Below are 13,893 nucleotides of genomic sequence, written 5' to 3'. Positions count from 1 at the left end.
GGTGAGATATGTGGTACTGCAGTGGAGGTCGATGCCGAAGTCACGATTAGACTTCTAGTGAACAAACAAAAGAAGATCACACGACCACAAATTGAGACACCTGACTTCTTTATGACTACTGCTTATGCTGAAACGACAGATGAAGCAGTGAAGATAGCTCTGCGTGATATGATAGACTGGCTTGAAGCAGAAAAAGGACTTACACGGCAGGAGGCTTATGCACTCTGTAGCTGTGCCGTTGATATGCGGATATCGCAATTGGTAGATATAACCCCTGGAGTTCGTGTAGTTCTTCCAAAAGTCATATTCATCGAATCAGAATCTTAGTCGAAAATCCTCGGAGTTAATGAAAAACGACTACAAGAGTAAAGTGCTAGAAATACTAGATTCATTATGTAAGAAGACCATTTTCATGAGAGGAGATTTTGCATGGTGAATGTACAAAACCTACGTACATTAAGCCGAGTCGCATTAATTTTGCTGATGGCTGTACATGTGGCTACATGGTATCTTTTGGGTATCCATGCTGTGGGTAGCATCGGAATCGAGGCGCTCTTTTCCGGTCTCTCTCGGGGAGTATTCAATGCAGGGTTTGTTTTCTGGATATTGGTTCTCGTCTCAGCGGTAATCCTTGGGAGGACCTTTTGCGGATGGTTCTGCTGGTTTGGTGGCTATCTGGAAATGGTCGAGTGGGGGATAGGCAGTCTAAAGATTAAAATTCCGCGCCGGATGCTACTGTATCTAGGAGTTATACCATTTGTTAGCTTGGCGCTGAAAGTGTACAACTCATTGATAGTAAACTGGATTCAGGGGTTCCCAACTACGTTCACATTCCAGCTAGCCGATGTTGAGCCTTGGGGTGGACAGCAGACCGGTATTTCTATCCTGATAACATTGATCATGTTTGGACCGGTACTCTTCTTTGCTTTTGGTCGAAGGGCTTGGTGCCGCTACCTGTGCCCTATTGGCGCCCTGCTTAAGATTTTCGGCATCGTGGGCTTGTGTAAGGTACGGTTGGTAAACGATAATTGCAATGGTTGCGGAACCTGCAACCGCACTTGTGATATGCAGGTAGATGTTTTAGGCGAACTCAAAACTCACGGTGAGGTGCTCAGTTCAAACTGCATCCGCTGTCTCAAATGCACCAACGAATGCCCCACAGGAGCGATTGGCTTTAATTTTAACCGAAAAGAAACATCCCTTTCGGATGACGCTTCATCCAAGGCCGAACGGATTTCTCTCAAGAGGAGGCGACTTTCTGCCTTTGATATAGCGCTTACCTCGCTGTGGGCTAGCATAATGATGATCTTTTTCTTCCTTGGTTTTCAAAGCAGCTCACAGGAGATAAAGGTGCTCATGACACCAGGGCTGCTGTTAGTGACCTTTGGCTTAGTATGGATAGTTCAAAAGGCTTGGAGTAGAAATAAGATAAGCGAGCCTACGCATTTCCAATAGTCAGAATGCTGAAGCCTTCCCTTTAGAGTGGGGTAATTGCAATAACCCGTGCTGGTGCTGCATCTCTTCCCTTTATTTTTAATGGAAGTGCTATTAGGAGAACCCTCTCTCCTGTAATTTTTTCGAGGTTTGAGGAGAGAGTTTCAATAAGCGGTATGTTATTACTTAGCAGTGTTTTATGTGTCTCGGGTGCATCTGCTTTGTATTTTTCTACACTTAGACAATCAATCCCTACAATTGAGACCTTTTTTTCGACTAACCATTGTGCAGCACGAGGATCAATATAAGTGAAATTTCTTAAAATTTTTTCGTTTCCCCAGTGTTTGCTAGTTCCAGTATAGAGTAAAACTCCATTTCCTTCACTAATCTTGTCTGAGAATTTTTCAAGGTCATCAACTGTAATCGCAGAACCCATTTCTTTGTAGGAAAGATCTAGGACTATTGCTTCTGTCACTAACTTCCTGAAGTCAAGCGCATCAATGGGTTCCCCTCCTTTGATAAAATGAAGTGGTGCATCCATATGTGTGCCTGTATGGGTTCCTAGCTGCATCTGAGTGACAAGAACGCCATGTTCCTCTAAAGTTCGAATTGCTTTAAAGTCAGGAGTAGGATCACCAGGATAAATTGGCATACCATTTTCAAGAGATACTGAAAGATCAATTATTTCTTTGATTTTCATGTGTAGTCTACCCCTAAGCACCCCAGAGCGGGGCGGGCTGTAAATGTTGATGTAACTTTCACTCAAGCTGTAAATTTTTGATGAATTCAGAAATCTTTTGTCGTTGTTCTTCAGATAATGGGCTTAGAGGGGGTCTCGGATCTCCCATATCTATACCTAACGCTTCCGTGACTAATTGCTTTAAGCCTGCAGGAAACACGCCAATGAAAACGTATCCAATGATTGCAGATAAAGCTACTTGAATTTCGTTAGCTATTTCATATTTGCCTGCTCTAGCTAAAACATAAAGTTCAACAACCTTTTTTGGTATGACCATTGAGGTTCCCAAAACACCTCCAACTGCACCATGCATCATTGATGCTAAAAATATCGTATCAATACCCGGAAAAACAACAAAGTCGCGTGGTGTTTCTCTTATGTATATAATTACCTGATTTAAAACCCCAGATGAATCTTTAATTCCAGCAAGTGTCCCCTCTTCCGCCAGTTTTGAAACTATATGGACTGGCATCGTGCTTCCAGTTGCAGACGGAATATTATAAGCTAATATTGGAATATCCGCCTTAGCAAGTTCTCGATAGTGCCACAATAATCCTTCTTCTGAAGGTTTGAGATACCAAGGGTTTGTTACCATAACACCATCTGCACCAATGTCTTTTGCGTGTTTAGTAAGCATCAATGTTTCGTTCGTGCTTGGTGCTGCTGTTCCAACAATTAGCTTAGTTCTTCCATTTATATGATCTGCGACGCCTTCTGCGATTTTCATTCTTTCATCAGTTGTAAACATAGGAAATTCACCAGCTGTCCCCATCGGAACAACACCATGAAGTCCGCCTTCTATTAACTTGTCTAATAATGCACGGAATGCTTCCCAGTTAACTTCATAGTTGGGTAACAATGGTGTAACTAGCGGTGCGAATACGCCCTCAAAGCTCAAATTTTATTTCCTCCTTTTGAAAAACTCAATGGCTACAGTAAACATATCAATAATTTGTCTTGTTTATAGTACATATAGGGTAATTCGTTCATTCATCTGCAAACATTTCATGAATTTCTGATTTTAACTATAATTTCCTATTATTAAAAAGTTGAGAATCATTGATTCATTATCGATGTTTTACTTCAGTATTCATCAGTCTACAGTTGTATACAGCTCGTCTCAGAAGAGTTTTACAGCATCATACGCCCGCCTTTACTGGCTGAAGTTGCATGCTGTGTATAGAAAGCTAACATTCCCGTCATAAACTTTCTTGGTGGCGGTTTCCAAAACTGTTTTCTCTCAACTAATACTTTAGTAATTTCTTCTGATTTAAGAGTTTGATCTTTTACGCCTACCAGCTCTAAACGTCTTTTAGGTATGTCGATTTCTATCAAGTCGCTATTTTCTAACAATGCGATTGTTCCTCCCTCTACAGCTTCGGGAGACACATGACCAACGACAGGTCCTCTTGAGGCTCCACTAAAACGTCCGTCTGTAAGCAAAGCAACAGAGATGTTTAGTTTCGGATCAGAAGCGATAGCTTCTGTTGCATAAAATTGCTCTGGCATACCACTTCCCTTTGGCCCTTCATACCTGATGATTACTGCATCGCCACTTTCGATCTTTTCATCAAAAATTGCTTTTACAGCATCATCTTGTGAATCGAAAACCTTTGCTCTTCCAGTGAATTTATGCATAGAAGGATCAACTGCGGTAATTTTGACTACAGCACCATCTGGGGCAATATTCCCCTTTAATATCGCAATTGATCCAGTTTCTGAGAAAGGATTTGATTTAGTTCGAATTACTTCATCTCTTGAAACTTTGTAGTTCTCTAAATATGTCGCTATCTTCTCAAAGTAATTCTCTTTTTCGAGATTCTTTATGTTTTCTTCAACTGTTGAACCAGTAACAGTTAGTACATTAAGGTGAAGTTTATCGATTAATTGTTTCATGACGTATTGGGTGCCACCCGCGTACCAAAAGAAACTACTTGGGTATCTTCCTGATGGTCGAATATTTGTTAGATATGGTATTCTTCTATTGATGAAATCAAAGTCATCATGAGTTATCTCGATACCCCTTTCAGCAGCTAGCGCAATAATATGCAATAATGCATTAGTGGATCCAGCTATAGCAGCATGTACCATTATCGCATTTTCAAATGCTTCTTTAGTAAGTATTTTTCCTGCAGAAAGTCCTTGTTCAATCAGATACAAAACTTGTTTTCCAGCTTTACGTGCGAGCCTAGTTATCTCGAAACCGGTTGAAAGTGCCAATGCACTTGTTGGGAGTGCCATCCCTAGTGCTTCACTCATTATCTGCATTGTACAGGCAGTTCCCATAAAGGCACATGCCCCAGGTGTAGGGCACCCGAATTTAGCCAAGAATTGATATTCTTCTGTACTTAACTTACCTCTTCGCCGCTGAGAGTCATATGTTGCTACCTGTTCCAATGTCATCCCGTGAGGGCCCCAATCTGCGGTACCACCAGGAACAAGAATGGTCGGTAAATCAAGTCGCGCTGCTGCCATCAAATGACCAGGGATTGATTTATCACAACTACTGATTAATGTCATTCCATCAAAATGCCCAGTCTTCGCATGCATCTCAACTGCAAATGAAATCAACTCGCGGCTGGGTAGACTGTAGCTCATGCCAGGAGTACCCTGTGAAATTCCATCGCAGGTATCCGTTATATAATACTTTGCAGGAGTGCCTCCAGCTGATACTATTCCATTGATTACTTCATCTCCGAGAAGTCCGAGCCGGACGCTTCCTGGATGACTTTGACCTTCAACGGAATCCACAAGAATCCACGGTTTTTTCAAATCATCTTCTGTCCATCCACAACCTAGACGAAGGCTGTCAATTTCTGAAGCCTTTCTGCGCATTTTTTGACTAGTTAAATTAGAAGTATTCATAAGATCACTTTACGTTATTGACTAGTATGAGAATTCTTAATAGTATGGTTTTCTTTACATTAATTAACATTGTCCATTCTCCGTTGGTTTTGAAGAAAACAATTCCTTATTCACTTTTATGGCAAAGTTGGATGGATATTTTTAAACTGAAGGTGAGAATAAGCTAAGATGCAATCAATTAACCAATTGATACTCACTGCTAAAACCACGACATAACACATTTTTGGTGAACTGAATGATTATGGTATTGAAGGGGCACACTGAGACTGTTTACGACATTGCTATCAAAAATGATGGTCTTATTGCATCAGCGTCTGGTGACAAGACGGTTAGACTCTGGGATTTAAAATCAGGTAAACAATTAAAGGTACTTAAAGGCGCACATTCAAAACCAGTGTATGGAGTGGCGTTTCACCCCTTTGATGATAATCTACTTGCAACGTGTTCGATGGATAACGAGATCGCATTATGGGATATAGCTACAGAAACAAAATTAAAAACATTGAAGGGGCATACGAAATCGATTCGATCGATTAGTTTTTCTCTTGATGGAAATGTATTGATATCAGGATCAAATGATAAAACTATAGGATTATGGGATATATATTCTGGCAATCTTCTAAGAACACTAAAAGGGCATCTCGATCAAGTGTGGAGTGTTGCGATTGGCTATGATATTACCCTTGCCTCCGCTTCTAAAGATAAAACAGCACGTTTGTGGAATCTAGAAACAGGAGAACTTCTGCAGGTTTTTTCACATGCCAATTACGTTTCAGATGTAGCGTTCTCGCCACAAATTGACCTTTTAGCATCCGCATGTTTCGATAATAACATCTATTTCTGGCAAAGTGGCTCAAAATCTCCTGTCAGGCTTATAAAAGCCCATGAACAACCTGTGTTAGGCATAGCTTTTAGCCATAATGGTAAATTTGTTGCATCGAGTTCTGCAGATAATTCCATAGGTCTATGGGATGTTCGTACTGGTGAATCTATTTTACGATTAACTGGGCATTCCGAGCCAGTTAGAAAGATTTTATTCAATTTAGATGATTCATTTTTGATTTCTTGTTCAGAAGACAAAACAATTGGTATCTTTGAAATTTAGACTTTTCTTCTTTGAAAATGGAGGCAGAGTATAATTTTTTTGAATTCCCATAGAAAGAGGCAGGGTATTTACCCGCTTTTCTATGGTTCAATAGGAAACTTAGAGGAAATAAAAAATGCCTGATTAGGATATTAGAACTTATGTAATACTGGAACTGGCCCTGTGATTATAATCTTTGAACGACTGATAGTCTTATCACATTCTTCACAGAAGTATTCCTCATATATTTCTCGTCCATTGTCACCATGTAGTATTATGAAACGAGATGCACACTCTACCCCGCATTTAGGACACATTGTTCCATTCAATAGTTACCACCTCTTCAATAGTTAACATAGACTTTGTAGATTGTTATATCTAGTTACCGTAATTTACGATATCCTTTTTTTTGGCTATTTGGGCAAAAAATCGATTCAATAGGAGATTTTTTCTTTTATTCCATAGGAAAATGGGTTTAATTAAGGGTTCATTTTAAAAAATGACCCCCGTCTGGAGGAAAATTCGCCTCTTGACGAAAACCCCTTCTAATTCCAACATTCAATTTTTTGACATTTCTTGTTTACTACTTTCATTTATCACCTCTTTATTGAATGTTCAATATTTTTCACAAATATTGTTCATTTGTCTTATTAATTAACTCTAGATCGTTCATTTAATAGATTAAATTGAATACCAACATTAAATCGTTCATTTATAAATCTTTCGCTATAGAAGATGATCGAATTATATCAAAAAAGATATTTTTTTACATTTCTATTTCAAAAAGAGTTGTATATTTCACTTACGTGTTACAAATAGGCTAAAAAGTTCTAGTAGGCGATTTGGTGAACTTTGGCTAAGTTATCAAGAACAAGAAATCATCTTTTTTTTCTTTCTTATTCCCTACCAAATCACTTATTTAACTTTTCAAGCACTTCGAATAATGCTTTATTCTTCGGAATGTCGCTCATAGAATCACTGTAATAAGCATATTGAATGATTCCCTCTTTGTCGACTATAAGTAGCGCCGGCATGCGTCCTAATTTTCGAATTTTGAATTCCTGATGCAGTTTTTTGGCAACTTTCTTATTGTTATCGTAATATATCGGAAATTTTTCTTTCGCGTACTTTTGTTCCATCTTAATAGCATTTTCAAGCGTGTCTACCAAAATTGGATAAATAATCGTGTCTAATTGCTCAAATTGCTCTTTATCTTTAGCAAAACTGCGAACTTGTGCTCTGCAATATGGTCAGTTGATGCTTCTAAGTAAAGCAACGATAACATTATTCTTTTCGATGAAGTCTTTGATGTTTACGTTTTCTTCTCTTGAATTAGGCAGAGAAAATTCTTCAATTTCCTTCCCTACCATTTCAAATTTATCCTTCATTCGTCTCTCTCTCAAGTTCTCCGTCCTTTGAATTTACTTTGATTCTGTCATTACAGTGTTTTTAATCTTTATTGATGCGGTATACGGCCCTTTTGACTTAAAAATAAGAATTCTGGCGATTTGGTCAACTTTGGCTAAGTTACGAGAACAAGAAATCATCCTTCTTTTCTTTCTTATTCCCTACCAAATCAGTTACTACTGTAGATTTCTAATTGCTTCTAACAATTCCTCAATTTTAGGATTGTCCTTTCCAGAATCACCATAGTAAGCATATTGTATGATTCCTTCTTTATCTACTATGAGGACGGCTGGCATTCGTCTATATTTGTCATCTACTAATTTAATTTCCTGGCCGAGTATTGTTAGTACTTCTTTCGATTCATCATAGTACACAGGAAACTTACCTTTTGCATATTTTTGCTCCATTTCAATGGCATTTTTGAGTACATCCTCCGTAATTGCAATGATGATGGTATTTGACTGATCAATCTCATCAAAATGATTAGCTAAGCTCTGGATGTGCTTTCTTCAATGTCCTCAGGCCAGTCCTTTTTTCAATGATATGACTATGTTTTTTCGTCCAAGAACTTCTTTAATATTTACCGTTTCGCCTCTCGAATTAGGCAGGGAAAACTCCTTGATGTGTTTTCCTACCATATTAAATTTATCTTTCATAATTCAACCCGTTCTGGATTTTAATTTTAAAGAAATTGATCAAGTTTTATTTATATTCTTCGCCGATCCCTTCTGGAGGATATTTCGCTTTAACGCGTGGAATTGCGATAAATTCTCTTATTTCAAGTCCTTCTTCTGGGTCAAAAAATTTCAAACTGGTGGAGGGTTTAATGACAACTGCAGTATCTAGACCCATAGAAGTGCCGGCAGCAACAACGACTTCCTCTTGGGATTTAATTACATTCGCGTCTGCAGCCATTATTGCAACTTCTACGCACACAATTAACCCACCAGAGATTAACCTCAGCGCTTCTGTCATCATTTGTTCGAAAGTAACTCCTTTAAATGTTCCAGCGATAGCTGTACCGACTCCATAAAAAGGAATAGTACCCCTAACAACTTTAATCCCTAACTCTTCAAGCTTATCCTGTATTTCATCAGTCATGTCCATTCTTACCTTCTTTAAGCCTTTTTGTTGCCATTCTCTTAGCTGTGTTTTCAGTTCAGGAATATCACTCCAAGGACCATGTAAAGATTCTTTGACCGTCCAATATGCTCCAGGAGGAATGGTAATTGCGATAATTTCCAATTCTTTCCCCATAATCTCATGGGCTTTTAAGGCACTATTTCCACGAAGGGTGGCAACAATCACGGTCTTAATGCCGAGTTCATTACTCCTCTCTTTGATTAATTCAAGTGTTCTTAAAGTGTTACCTGGACCGGGTCTTTCAAAGTATTCTATCCACTTTCGCATTTGTCTCCCCTAATTTCCTATATTGCAGAGAAGGTAAACTAATTATATTCGTTCACAAGATCTTACTTTTATAATTAATCGATATTAACTTGGAGGCTAAACTTGTGAAAATCGGAATATTGGGCACAGGTAATGTAGGACGTGCTTTGGCGAAACCATGGGCAGAAAAAGGTCATGAAATAGTATTTGGTTCTCGTGATCCTAATAAAGCGCTAGAAATTGCGGAATCCATGGGAAAAAACGTATGTAGCTCAACATATGAAGAAGCAGCGCAGTGGGCCGAAGTTGTCGTTCTTGCAGTCCCTTATACAGCGGCTCTGGATGTGCTTCGGGATGCAGGTGATTTAACTGGGAAGATCTTGGTAGATTGTACTAATCCTATTGCTCCAGGTTTGAGTGGTCTTTTGATAGGACTTACCACTTCAGCTGCAGAAGAAATTGCTAAAATGACATCTGCAAAAGTGGTAAAGGCATTCAATACTATGGGAGTTGGCGTCATGGCAAATGTGCAGTTTGGATCTGAAACAGCTAGTAATTTCATCTGTGGTGATGACGAGGCAAAATCTGTCGTTAGGAGCCTGGGAGAGGATATAGGCTTTGATGTTATTGATATCGGTCCGCTCTCAAATGCTCGACTGCTCGAACCATTAGCCATGCTGTGGATTTACCTAGCGTTTAAGCATGGAATGGGGACGGACATTGCGTTCAAACTGCTTCGACGTTGAATAAAATCCAAAAGATGAAATCTCTTAATTAAATCCCATTTTTTTCATTTCCTATTTTTTATCACACATAGATTTTGTGGTATTACGCTTCTTCTTATTTAAGAACCTTTCATTTCTAGTTTTAAACACATTACACTCATAATTTAAACTAAACTTAAAGTAAAACAATGGACAGCTACCCCAATAATATCATAACTTATATCTAAAAACACAAGAAAAGTAAAAAGGATTAGAAGTTTTTTGTCGGATTGATTTTGAATGAAAGTAGCATCAGTTGTTTTGCAAAGTAATCCAGTAATTTGTAATATTTGCGGAAAGCAATGCAAAAATGAAAGAGGATTGAGCATTCATACTGGACACATGCATAATGGAAAAGGGAATGGCCATAATCATCATTTCAACGGTGCCGGTTTGATGAATAATGAAATTCTGGCAGAACTTTACTCACTTCGCCAAATGATCATCGACCTGTCATATAAAATAGACAATAACGGACACTCAATAAACTATGAACAACACCACGATACTTTACCAAAAATACAGAGCTCTCCAAAGGGAGATTCAATTCTTGCTCAACAGCACCTTAAAAATTATCTGGGTTACGGAGGCGATCATTTGACTTTAATGGACGAATTAAGATCAGCATTAAAAGAACGGACACTCATATCTGTCTAATAGTACAAAGGTAATTTGACCATCTTTCACAGTCTTGTTTTAAAGAAATGAACTTAAATTTAAAACCAGAAAGAGAGTATTTTTTCTATATTCAATTAAGAATGAAAATTTGATTATCAACTTAAAGGTAATAATTTTCGCGAGGTTTTGATTTTTAAGCTCTAAGGAGGACTGATTGCTATTTCGTTTGAAAGCCCCATTGTAATCACTAATGGCACGCTAATTGATGGAACAGGTAAATCACCTATCGAGAACAGCGTTGTTGTCACTTTTGGATCCAAAATCCTTGATGTTGGATCTGCCAATGAAATAAATGTTCCAAAGGATGCTAAAGTTATTGATGCCAATGGCAAGACTGTAATACCTTGTTTTATTGATTCCCATTCGCATTTCTTTTTAATGGGACTAAAGGTGCTCACTGAACTTGATCTGTCAATGACTAAGTCTATCTCTGAGGTCATGGAGAAGGTCAAAACAAAGGTAAATGAGTTGCCTGATGGAACCTGGCTCAAAGGTCATGGTTGGGATGAAAGTAACTGGACCGAGAAAAGATATCCCACAAAGAAGGATATGGATCCAGTATCTCCTAATCATCCAGTTGTTCTTACACCATATTACTGGCATATGGTTACAGTGAATAGCCGTGCTCTCGAACTAGCTAAGATTAATAAACAAACTCCAGATCCTCCTGGAGGAAAGATTGAGAGAGATCTGACAGGTGAAGCCTCTGGAGTGTTGAAAGAGGAAGCAATGAAGTTAATCGATAAAGCACAACCGCCATTAACTGAAACACTAGCAATGAAGGCTATAGAGAAGGCATGTGAGATCGTGTTACAATGGGGCTGCGCGAGTATTCACGAGTTAGCCTCAACTTCAAGTGATTTAAACACCTATCAAAAAGCTTTTGAAAAAGACCTTCTAAAGGTACGCTCATATGTCTTACCGGCGACACGGTATATTGAGAATCTGTTAGATGGACTGGATACTCTCGGTATCAGAACTGGCTTTGGTAATGAATTTGTCAAACTAGGCTCTGTAAAAATCTGGTTTGACGGCGCAATGGGATCACATACAGCTGTATTTTCTGAACCCTATGCCGATGATCCGACAACAAGTGGATTATATACGATTTCTCCTGAGCAACTCAACTTAACTGTAGCAAGGGCACATAAAATAGGAATGCAAGTTGCTATTCATGCCATTGGCGATAAGGCAATCGAGGAGGCTCTTGATGCTATAGAAATAGCGGTTAAGGATGAACCAAGAAAAGATCATCGTCACAGGATCGAACACTGTGAAGTCATCAACGAAGATCAAATACGAAGGATGAAGCGGCTAGGAGTCATTGCTGCAGTACAGCCCAATTTCGTTGGAGAGTGGGAACATCCTGGAGGAATGTATGAGCAACGATTAGGTTTAGAACGCCTGAAACTCTGCAATCCGTTTAGGAATCTAATCGATGAGGGGATTACTGTTACATTTGGAACTGACTGTGGCTATTGTCCACCCTTTCCCTTTAATCCTTTGTATGGTCTATGGTCCGCTATATGCCATCCTATAGAGTCGCATCGCATCACATTAGAGGAAGCTGTGAAATGTTATACGCTTAATGGTGCATACGCTTCCTTTGAGGAAAAAATAAAGGGATCAATTGAACCAGGAAAACTTGCCGATATAGCGATTCTATCGGAGGACTTGACCGCAATAGATGCAGAAAGAATCAAAGATGTAAAGGCAGATCTGACGATGGTAGGTGGAAAAATTCAATGGCAAGCGTAAATTAATCGGTCTAGTGTAGATAAAAACTGTGTTCACAATGTGACTAGTTCTGTTAAAATTTTGCGCGTGAATTTCAATAACGCTCTTCATCGCTGGTCATCTTGCTCGCTAACGATGCGGACGGGCTTGATTGATAATATTTGGACTGTTAAACGGTTACAGATCGCGATTATTGCTTCTATCATCATCAAATCAAAAGGACTACCCAAAAGTTTATAGACACGAATAGATATATTTCCTGATATATTTGTATGTTTCTGAGTGATAATATATTTTTCAAAATCATCGAACTATAAGAGGGGTCTGGGAAATTGCAAATATTTCAGAAAGAAGTGAGCTTATTTATCTTAGCTTTCCTTCCCTTCCCCCCTTCTTTCTTTGAAAATTGTAATTAGTTCGCTTAATTGGAATAATTGGAATGCATTTAAAGGAGTGAAGGAAATGTCTGAAAGACCAAAGGGTTTACGTCTTGTTAGTACCATACAATTCATTGGAGGAATCGCTGTTGCTGCTAGTTCTTCATTAGCCTTCTTCCTCGCAATATATTTGACACGCCGAATGATGTCAGATGTTTATTGGTCCGATTATGACCTTATAGTAACGCCTAGATTTATACGATTTGCAACGATGTTCGGAATTACGCTACTTATTGTAGGCATTCTAGGGTGTGTTACGGCATATGGACTTTGGAAACTCAAGCCTTGGGGCTTTTTTGGGTCAATAACTGCAAACGGTCTTATAATACCTGTATTTCTTTGGATAGGAGACCATTTGTTTGTAGAGTGGTTTGTTGGTTCGCCACTCCGGCCTTTTATTTGGATTATGATAGCTTCTTTACTCTGGATTCCGATAGTCTTTTTGGTATATCTATTCTTCATCAGAGAACATTTCAAGTAATAACATAACTTTACCAACTGTTCTGGAGTTTGTCTAAACAGACTAGGAGGGAAAATAGATGGTGAGAAAAAAAGCAAAAGTTCTCATAAGTTTCATTAGTGCACTCATGGTTTTTCTCTTAGCTAGTACCGCAACAACAACAGTTGCGGCTGGAGACTGGGGGAATTTAAAGGTTCGCGACGAAATAGAATGGAAAATAGTGCCAGATCCAGTAGACTTCCCTGACTTAGCAGTATATGTGGAATTAAAGATTACGGGTTTTAGGGAGGCAGACATGGCATATAGATATAGTATGACTGCAGTTAATGATTCGTCCACCGATGTTATTCATACTGATGCTCAAGGCACGGCCGACGAGGAAGCATGGTATGTATTTTCACAGAGTTACCTGCAAAAAATGAAAGCGTATGCAGAAGATGATCCGAATATGACATGGACAGAGACCGATTTTAATTGGAAGGGAACTAATTACAAGGCATACTACTTGAAACGAATTGATGATGGGGGTATCTTTGAAGGTTGGATGGATCAGGGCACGGGAATCTCCTTTGAAATATGGTGGACTATTGGCGGAACAACTTATACATATGTTGAACTGGAGAGGACAACCGCCAATCTAACTGAAACTGAGGGATTGTGTCTAGGTACAATCCTTATTGCTTTCGTTTCTGTTTCAACACTTGTCTCTTATAGCATTGTACGATATAAGAAAAAGAAAAGGACCTAAGTCCACATTTCTTTTTTTCATCCATTTTAGTTACTCTAGGTATGGATACTGTCCTTGTTTAATCCAATTCTTCTATTCTAATAATCTCACTGTTGAGGTTGTTGTTGAGGTTTGGTCTAAATGAAGCTGTTTCCAAAGACGGTACAAAAAG

At 38.8% G+C, this 13,893-nt stretch carries 16 protein-coding genes and 1 pseudogene; 8 read left to right on the top strand and 9 right to left on the bottom strand.

Translation table 11 applies throughout. From position 1 onward, the window contains the following. The coding region (locus QVB70_RS13920; protein WP_287587394.1) for an acetamidase/formamidase family protein at positions 1 to 327 on the top strand (327 nt) is incomplete at its 5' end. Positions 328 to 429: 102 nt separating this feature from the next. After that, positions 430 to 1,455, top strand: coding sequence for a 4Fe-4S binding protein (locus QVB70_RS13915; protein WP_287587393.1), 1,026 nt, complete (start codon positions 430 to 432; stop codon positions 1,453 to 1,455). Between the two features lie 22 nt (positions 1,456 to 1,477). Here QVB70_RS13915 and QVB70_RS13910 read toward each other — a convergent pair whose 3' ends face one another. The 3 genes from QVB70_RS13910 to ilvD all read right to left on the bottom strand — a co-directional run bounded on the left by QVB70_RS13910 (position 1,478) and on the right by ilvD (position 5,038). Then, a complete protein-coding gene (locus tag QVB70_RS13910; RefSeq protein WP_287587390.1) occupies positions 1,478 to 2,134 on the bottom strand; it encodes a cyclase family protein in 657 nt (218 codons plus the stop codon). Between the two features lie 58 nt (positions 2,135 to 2,192). Continuing rightward, on the bottom strand, positions 2,193 to 3,071 hold the full coding sequence (gene dapA / locus QVB70_RS13905; RefSeq protein ID WP_287587387.1) for a 4-hydroxy-tetrahydrodipicolinate synthase: 879 nt from the start codon (positions 3,069 to 3,071) through the stop codon (positions 2,193 to 2,195). Between the two features lie 233 nt (positions 3,072 to 3,304). After that, positions 3,305 to 5,038, bottom strand: a complete 1,734-nt coding sequence (gene ilvD / locus QVB70_RS13900; RefSeq protein ID WP_287587384.1) for a dihydroxy-acid dehydratase — start codon at positions 5,036 to 5,038, stop codon at positions 3,305 to 3,307. 235 nt (positions 5,039 to 5,273) lie between these two features. On the opposite strand from ilvD, the gene QVB70_RS13895 reads away from it, so the two are divergent. Further along, positions 5,274 to 6,143: a WD40 repeat domain-containing protein gene (locus tag QVB70_RS13895; RefSeq protein ID WP_287587382.1), complete on the top strand. Its 870-nt coding sequence runs from the start codon at positions 5,274 to 5,276 to the stop codon at positions 6,141 to 6,143. A gap of 131 nt (positions 6,144 to 6,274) precedes the next feature. Here the strand turns inward: QVB70_RS13895 and QVB70_RS13890 are convergent, their stop codons facing one another. The 5 genes and pseudogenes from QVB70_RS13890 to QVB70_RS13870 form a co-directional block, all read right to left on the bottom strand. Continuing rightward, positions 6,275 to 6,451, bottom strand: coding sequence for a hypothetical protein (locus QVB70_RS13890; RefSeq protein WP_287587379.1), 177 nt, complete (start codon positions 6,449 to 6,451; stop codon positions 6,275 to 6,277). A gap of 582 nt (positions 6,452 to 7,033) precedes the next feature. Beyond that, a pseudogene (locus QVB70_RS13885) lies at positions 7,034 to 7,360 on the bottom strand (peroxiredoxin family protein); the annotation flags it as partial. Positions 7,361 to 7,372: 12 nt separating this feature from the next. Then, on the bottom strand, positions 7,373 to 7,510 hold the full coding sequence (locus tag QVB70_RS13880) for a hypothetical protein (protein WP_287587376.1): 138 nt from the start codon (positions 7,508 to 7,510) through the stop codon (positions 7,373 to 7,375). A gap of 195 nt (positions 7,511 to 7,705) precedes the next feature. Further along, on the bottom strand, positions 7,706 to 8,029 hold the full coding sequence (locus QVB70_RS13875) for a peroxiredoxin (RefSeq protein ID WP_287587397.1): 324 nt from the start codon (positions 8,027 to 8,029) through the stop codon (positions 7,706 to 7,708). Positions 8,030 to 8,231: 202 nt separating this feature from the next. Beyond that, a complete protein-coding gene (locus QVB70_RS13870) occupies positions 8,232 to 8,939 on the bottom strand; it encodes a pyruvate kinase alpha/beta domain-containing protein (RefSeq protein WP_287587373.1) in 708 nt (235 codons plus the stop codon). A gap of 104 nt (positions 8,940 to 9,043) precedes the next feature. Between QVB70_RS13870 and QVB70_RS13865 the strand changes: the two genes are divergently transcribed. After that, entirely contained in the window at positions 9,044 to 9,664 is a 621-nt protein-coding gene (locus QVB70_RS13865; RefSeq protein WP_287587370.1) for an NADPH-dependent F420 reductase, read from the top strand. 258 nt (positions 9,665 to 9,922) lie between these two features. Continuing rightward, positions 9,923 to 10,339 (top strand): hypothetical protein, encoded by a 417-nt coding sequence (locus tag QVB70_RS13860; protein WP_287587368.1) that lies wholly within the window; start codon positions 9,923 to 9,925, stop codon positions 10,337 to 10,339. A 161-nt stretch (positions 10,340 to 10,500) separates the two neighbouring features. On the opposite strand, the gene QVB70_RS13855 is transcribed toward QVB70_RS13860, so the two are convergent. Beyond that, a complete protein-coding gene (locus QVB70_RS13855) occupies positions 10,501 to 10,758 on the bottom strand; it encodes a hypothetical protein (protein ID WP_287587365.1) in 258 nt (85 codons plus the stop codon). Here QVB70_RS13855 and QVB70_RS13850 point away from each other — a divergent pair. The 3 genes from QVB70_RS13850 (at position 10,649) to QVB70_RS13840 (ending at position 13,742) form a co-directional block, all read left to right on the top strand. Continuing rightward, entirely contained in the window at positions 10,649 to 12,118 is a 1,470-nt protein-coding gene (locus tag QVB70_RS13850; RefSeq protein ID WP_342766575.1) for an amidohydrolase, read from the top strand. The genes QVB70_RS13855 and QVB70_RS13850 overlap by 110 nt on opposite strands. 441 nt (positions 12,119 to 12,559) lie before the next feature. Further along, the gene (locus QVB70_RS13845) at positions 12,560 to 13,015 is read left to right on the top strand and encodes a hypothetical protein (protein WP_287587364.1); all 456 of its coding nucleotides are present in this window, start codon (positions 12,560 to 12,562) and stop codon (positions 13,013 to 13,015) included. A gap of 58 nt (positions 13,016 to 13,073) precedes the next feature. Then, positions 13,074 to 13,742: a hypothetical protein gene (locus QVB70_RS13840; RefSeq protein WP_287587360.1), complete on the top strand. Its 669-nt coding sequence runs from the start codon at positions 13,074 to 13,076 to the stop codon at positions 13,740 to 13,742. Positions 13,743 to 13,893: the final 151 nt, after the last annotated feature.

Origin of the sequence: Candidatus Borrarchaeum sp. (assembly GCF_019058535.1) — an archaeon.
GTDB lineage: Archaea > Asgardarchaeota > Sifarchaeia > Borrarchaeales > Borrarchaeaceae > Borrarchaeum > Borrarchaeum weybense.
Note: the sequence above shows the minus strand (reverse complement) of the source record. Positions and strands in the feature narration are given on the sequence as shown.

What these genes read in the sequence shown, in the direction of transcription:
- QVB70_RS13915 (WP_287587393.1), top strand. Translation starts at nt 430, where the DNA reads ATGGTGAATGTACAAAACCTACGTACATTAAGCCGAGTCGCATTAATT.
- QVB70_RS13910 (WP_287587390.1), bottom strand. Translation starts at nt 2,134, where the DNA reads ATGAAAATCAAAGAAATAATTGATCTTTCAGTATCTCTTGAAAATGGT.
- ilvD (WP_287587384.1), bottom strand. Translation starts at nt 5,038, where the DNA reads ATGAATACTTCTAATTTAACTAGTCAAAAAATGCGCAGAAAGGCTTCA.
- QVB70_RS13895 (WP_287587382.1), top strand. Translation starts at nt 5,274, where the DNA reads ATGATTATGGTATTGAAGGGGCACACTGAGACTGTTTACGACATTGCT.
- QVB70_RS13880 (WP_287587376.1), bottom strand. Translation starts at nt 7,510, where the DNA reads ATGAAGGATAAATTTGAAATGGTAGGGAAGGAAATTGAAGAATTTTCT.
- QVB70_RS13870 (WP_287587373.1), bottom strand. Translation starts at nt 8,939, where the DNA reads ATGCGAAAGTGGATAGAATACTTTGAAAGACCCGGTCCAGGTAACACT.
- QVB70_RS13860 (WP_287587368.1), top strand. Translation starts at nt 9,923, where the DNA reads ATGAAAGTAGCATCAGTTGTTTTGCAAAGTAATCCAGTAATTTGTAAT.
- QVB70_RS13845 (WP_287587364.1), top strand. Translation starts at nt 12,560, where the DNA reads ATGTCTGAAAGACCAAAGGGTTTACGTCTTGTTAGTACCATACAATTC.
- QVB70_RS13840 (WP_287587360.1), top strand. Translation starts at nt 13,074, where the DNA reads ATGGTGAGAAAAAAAGCAAAAGTTCTCATAAGTTTCATTAGTGCACTC.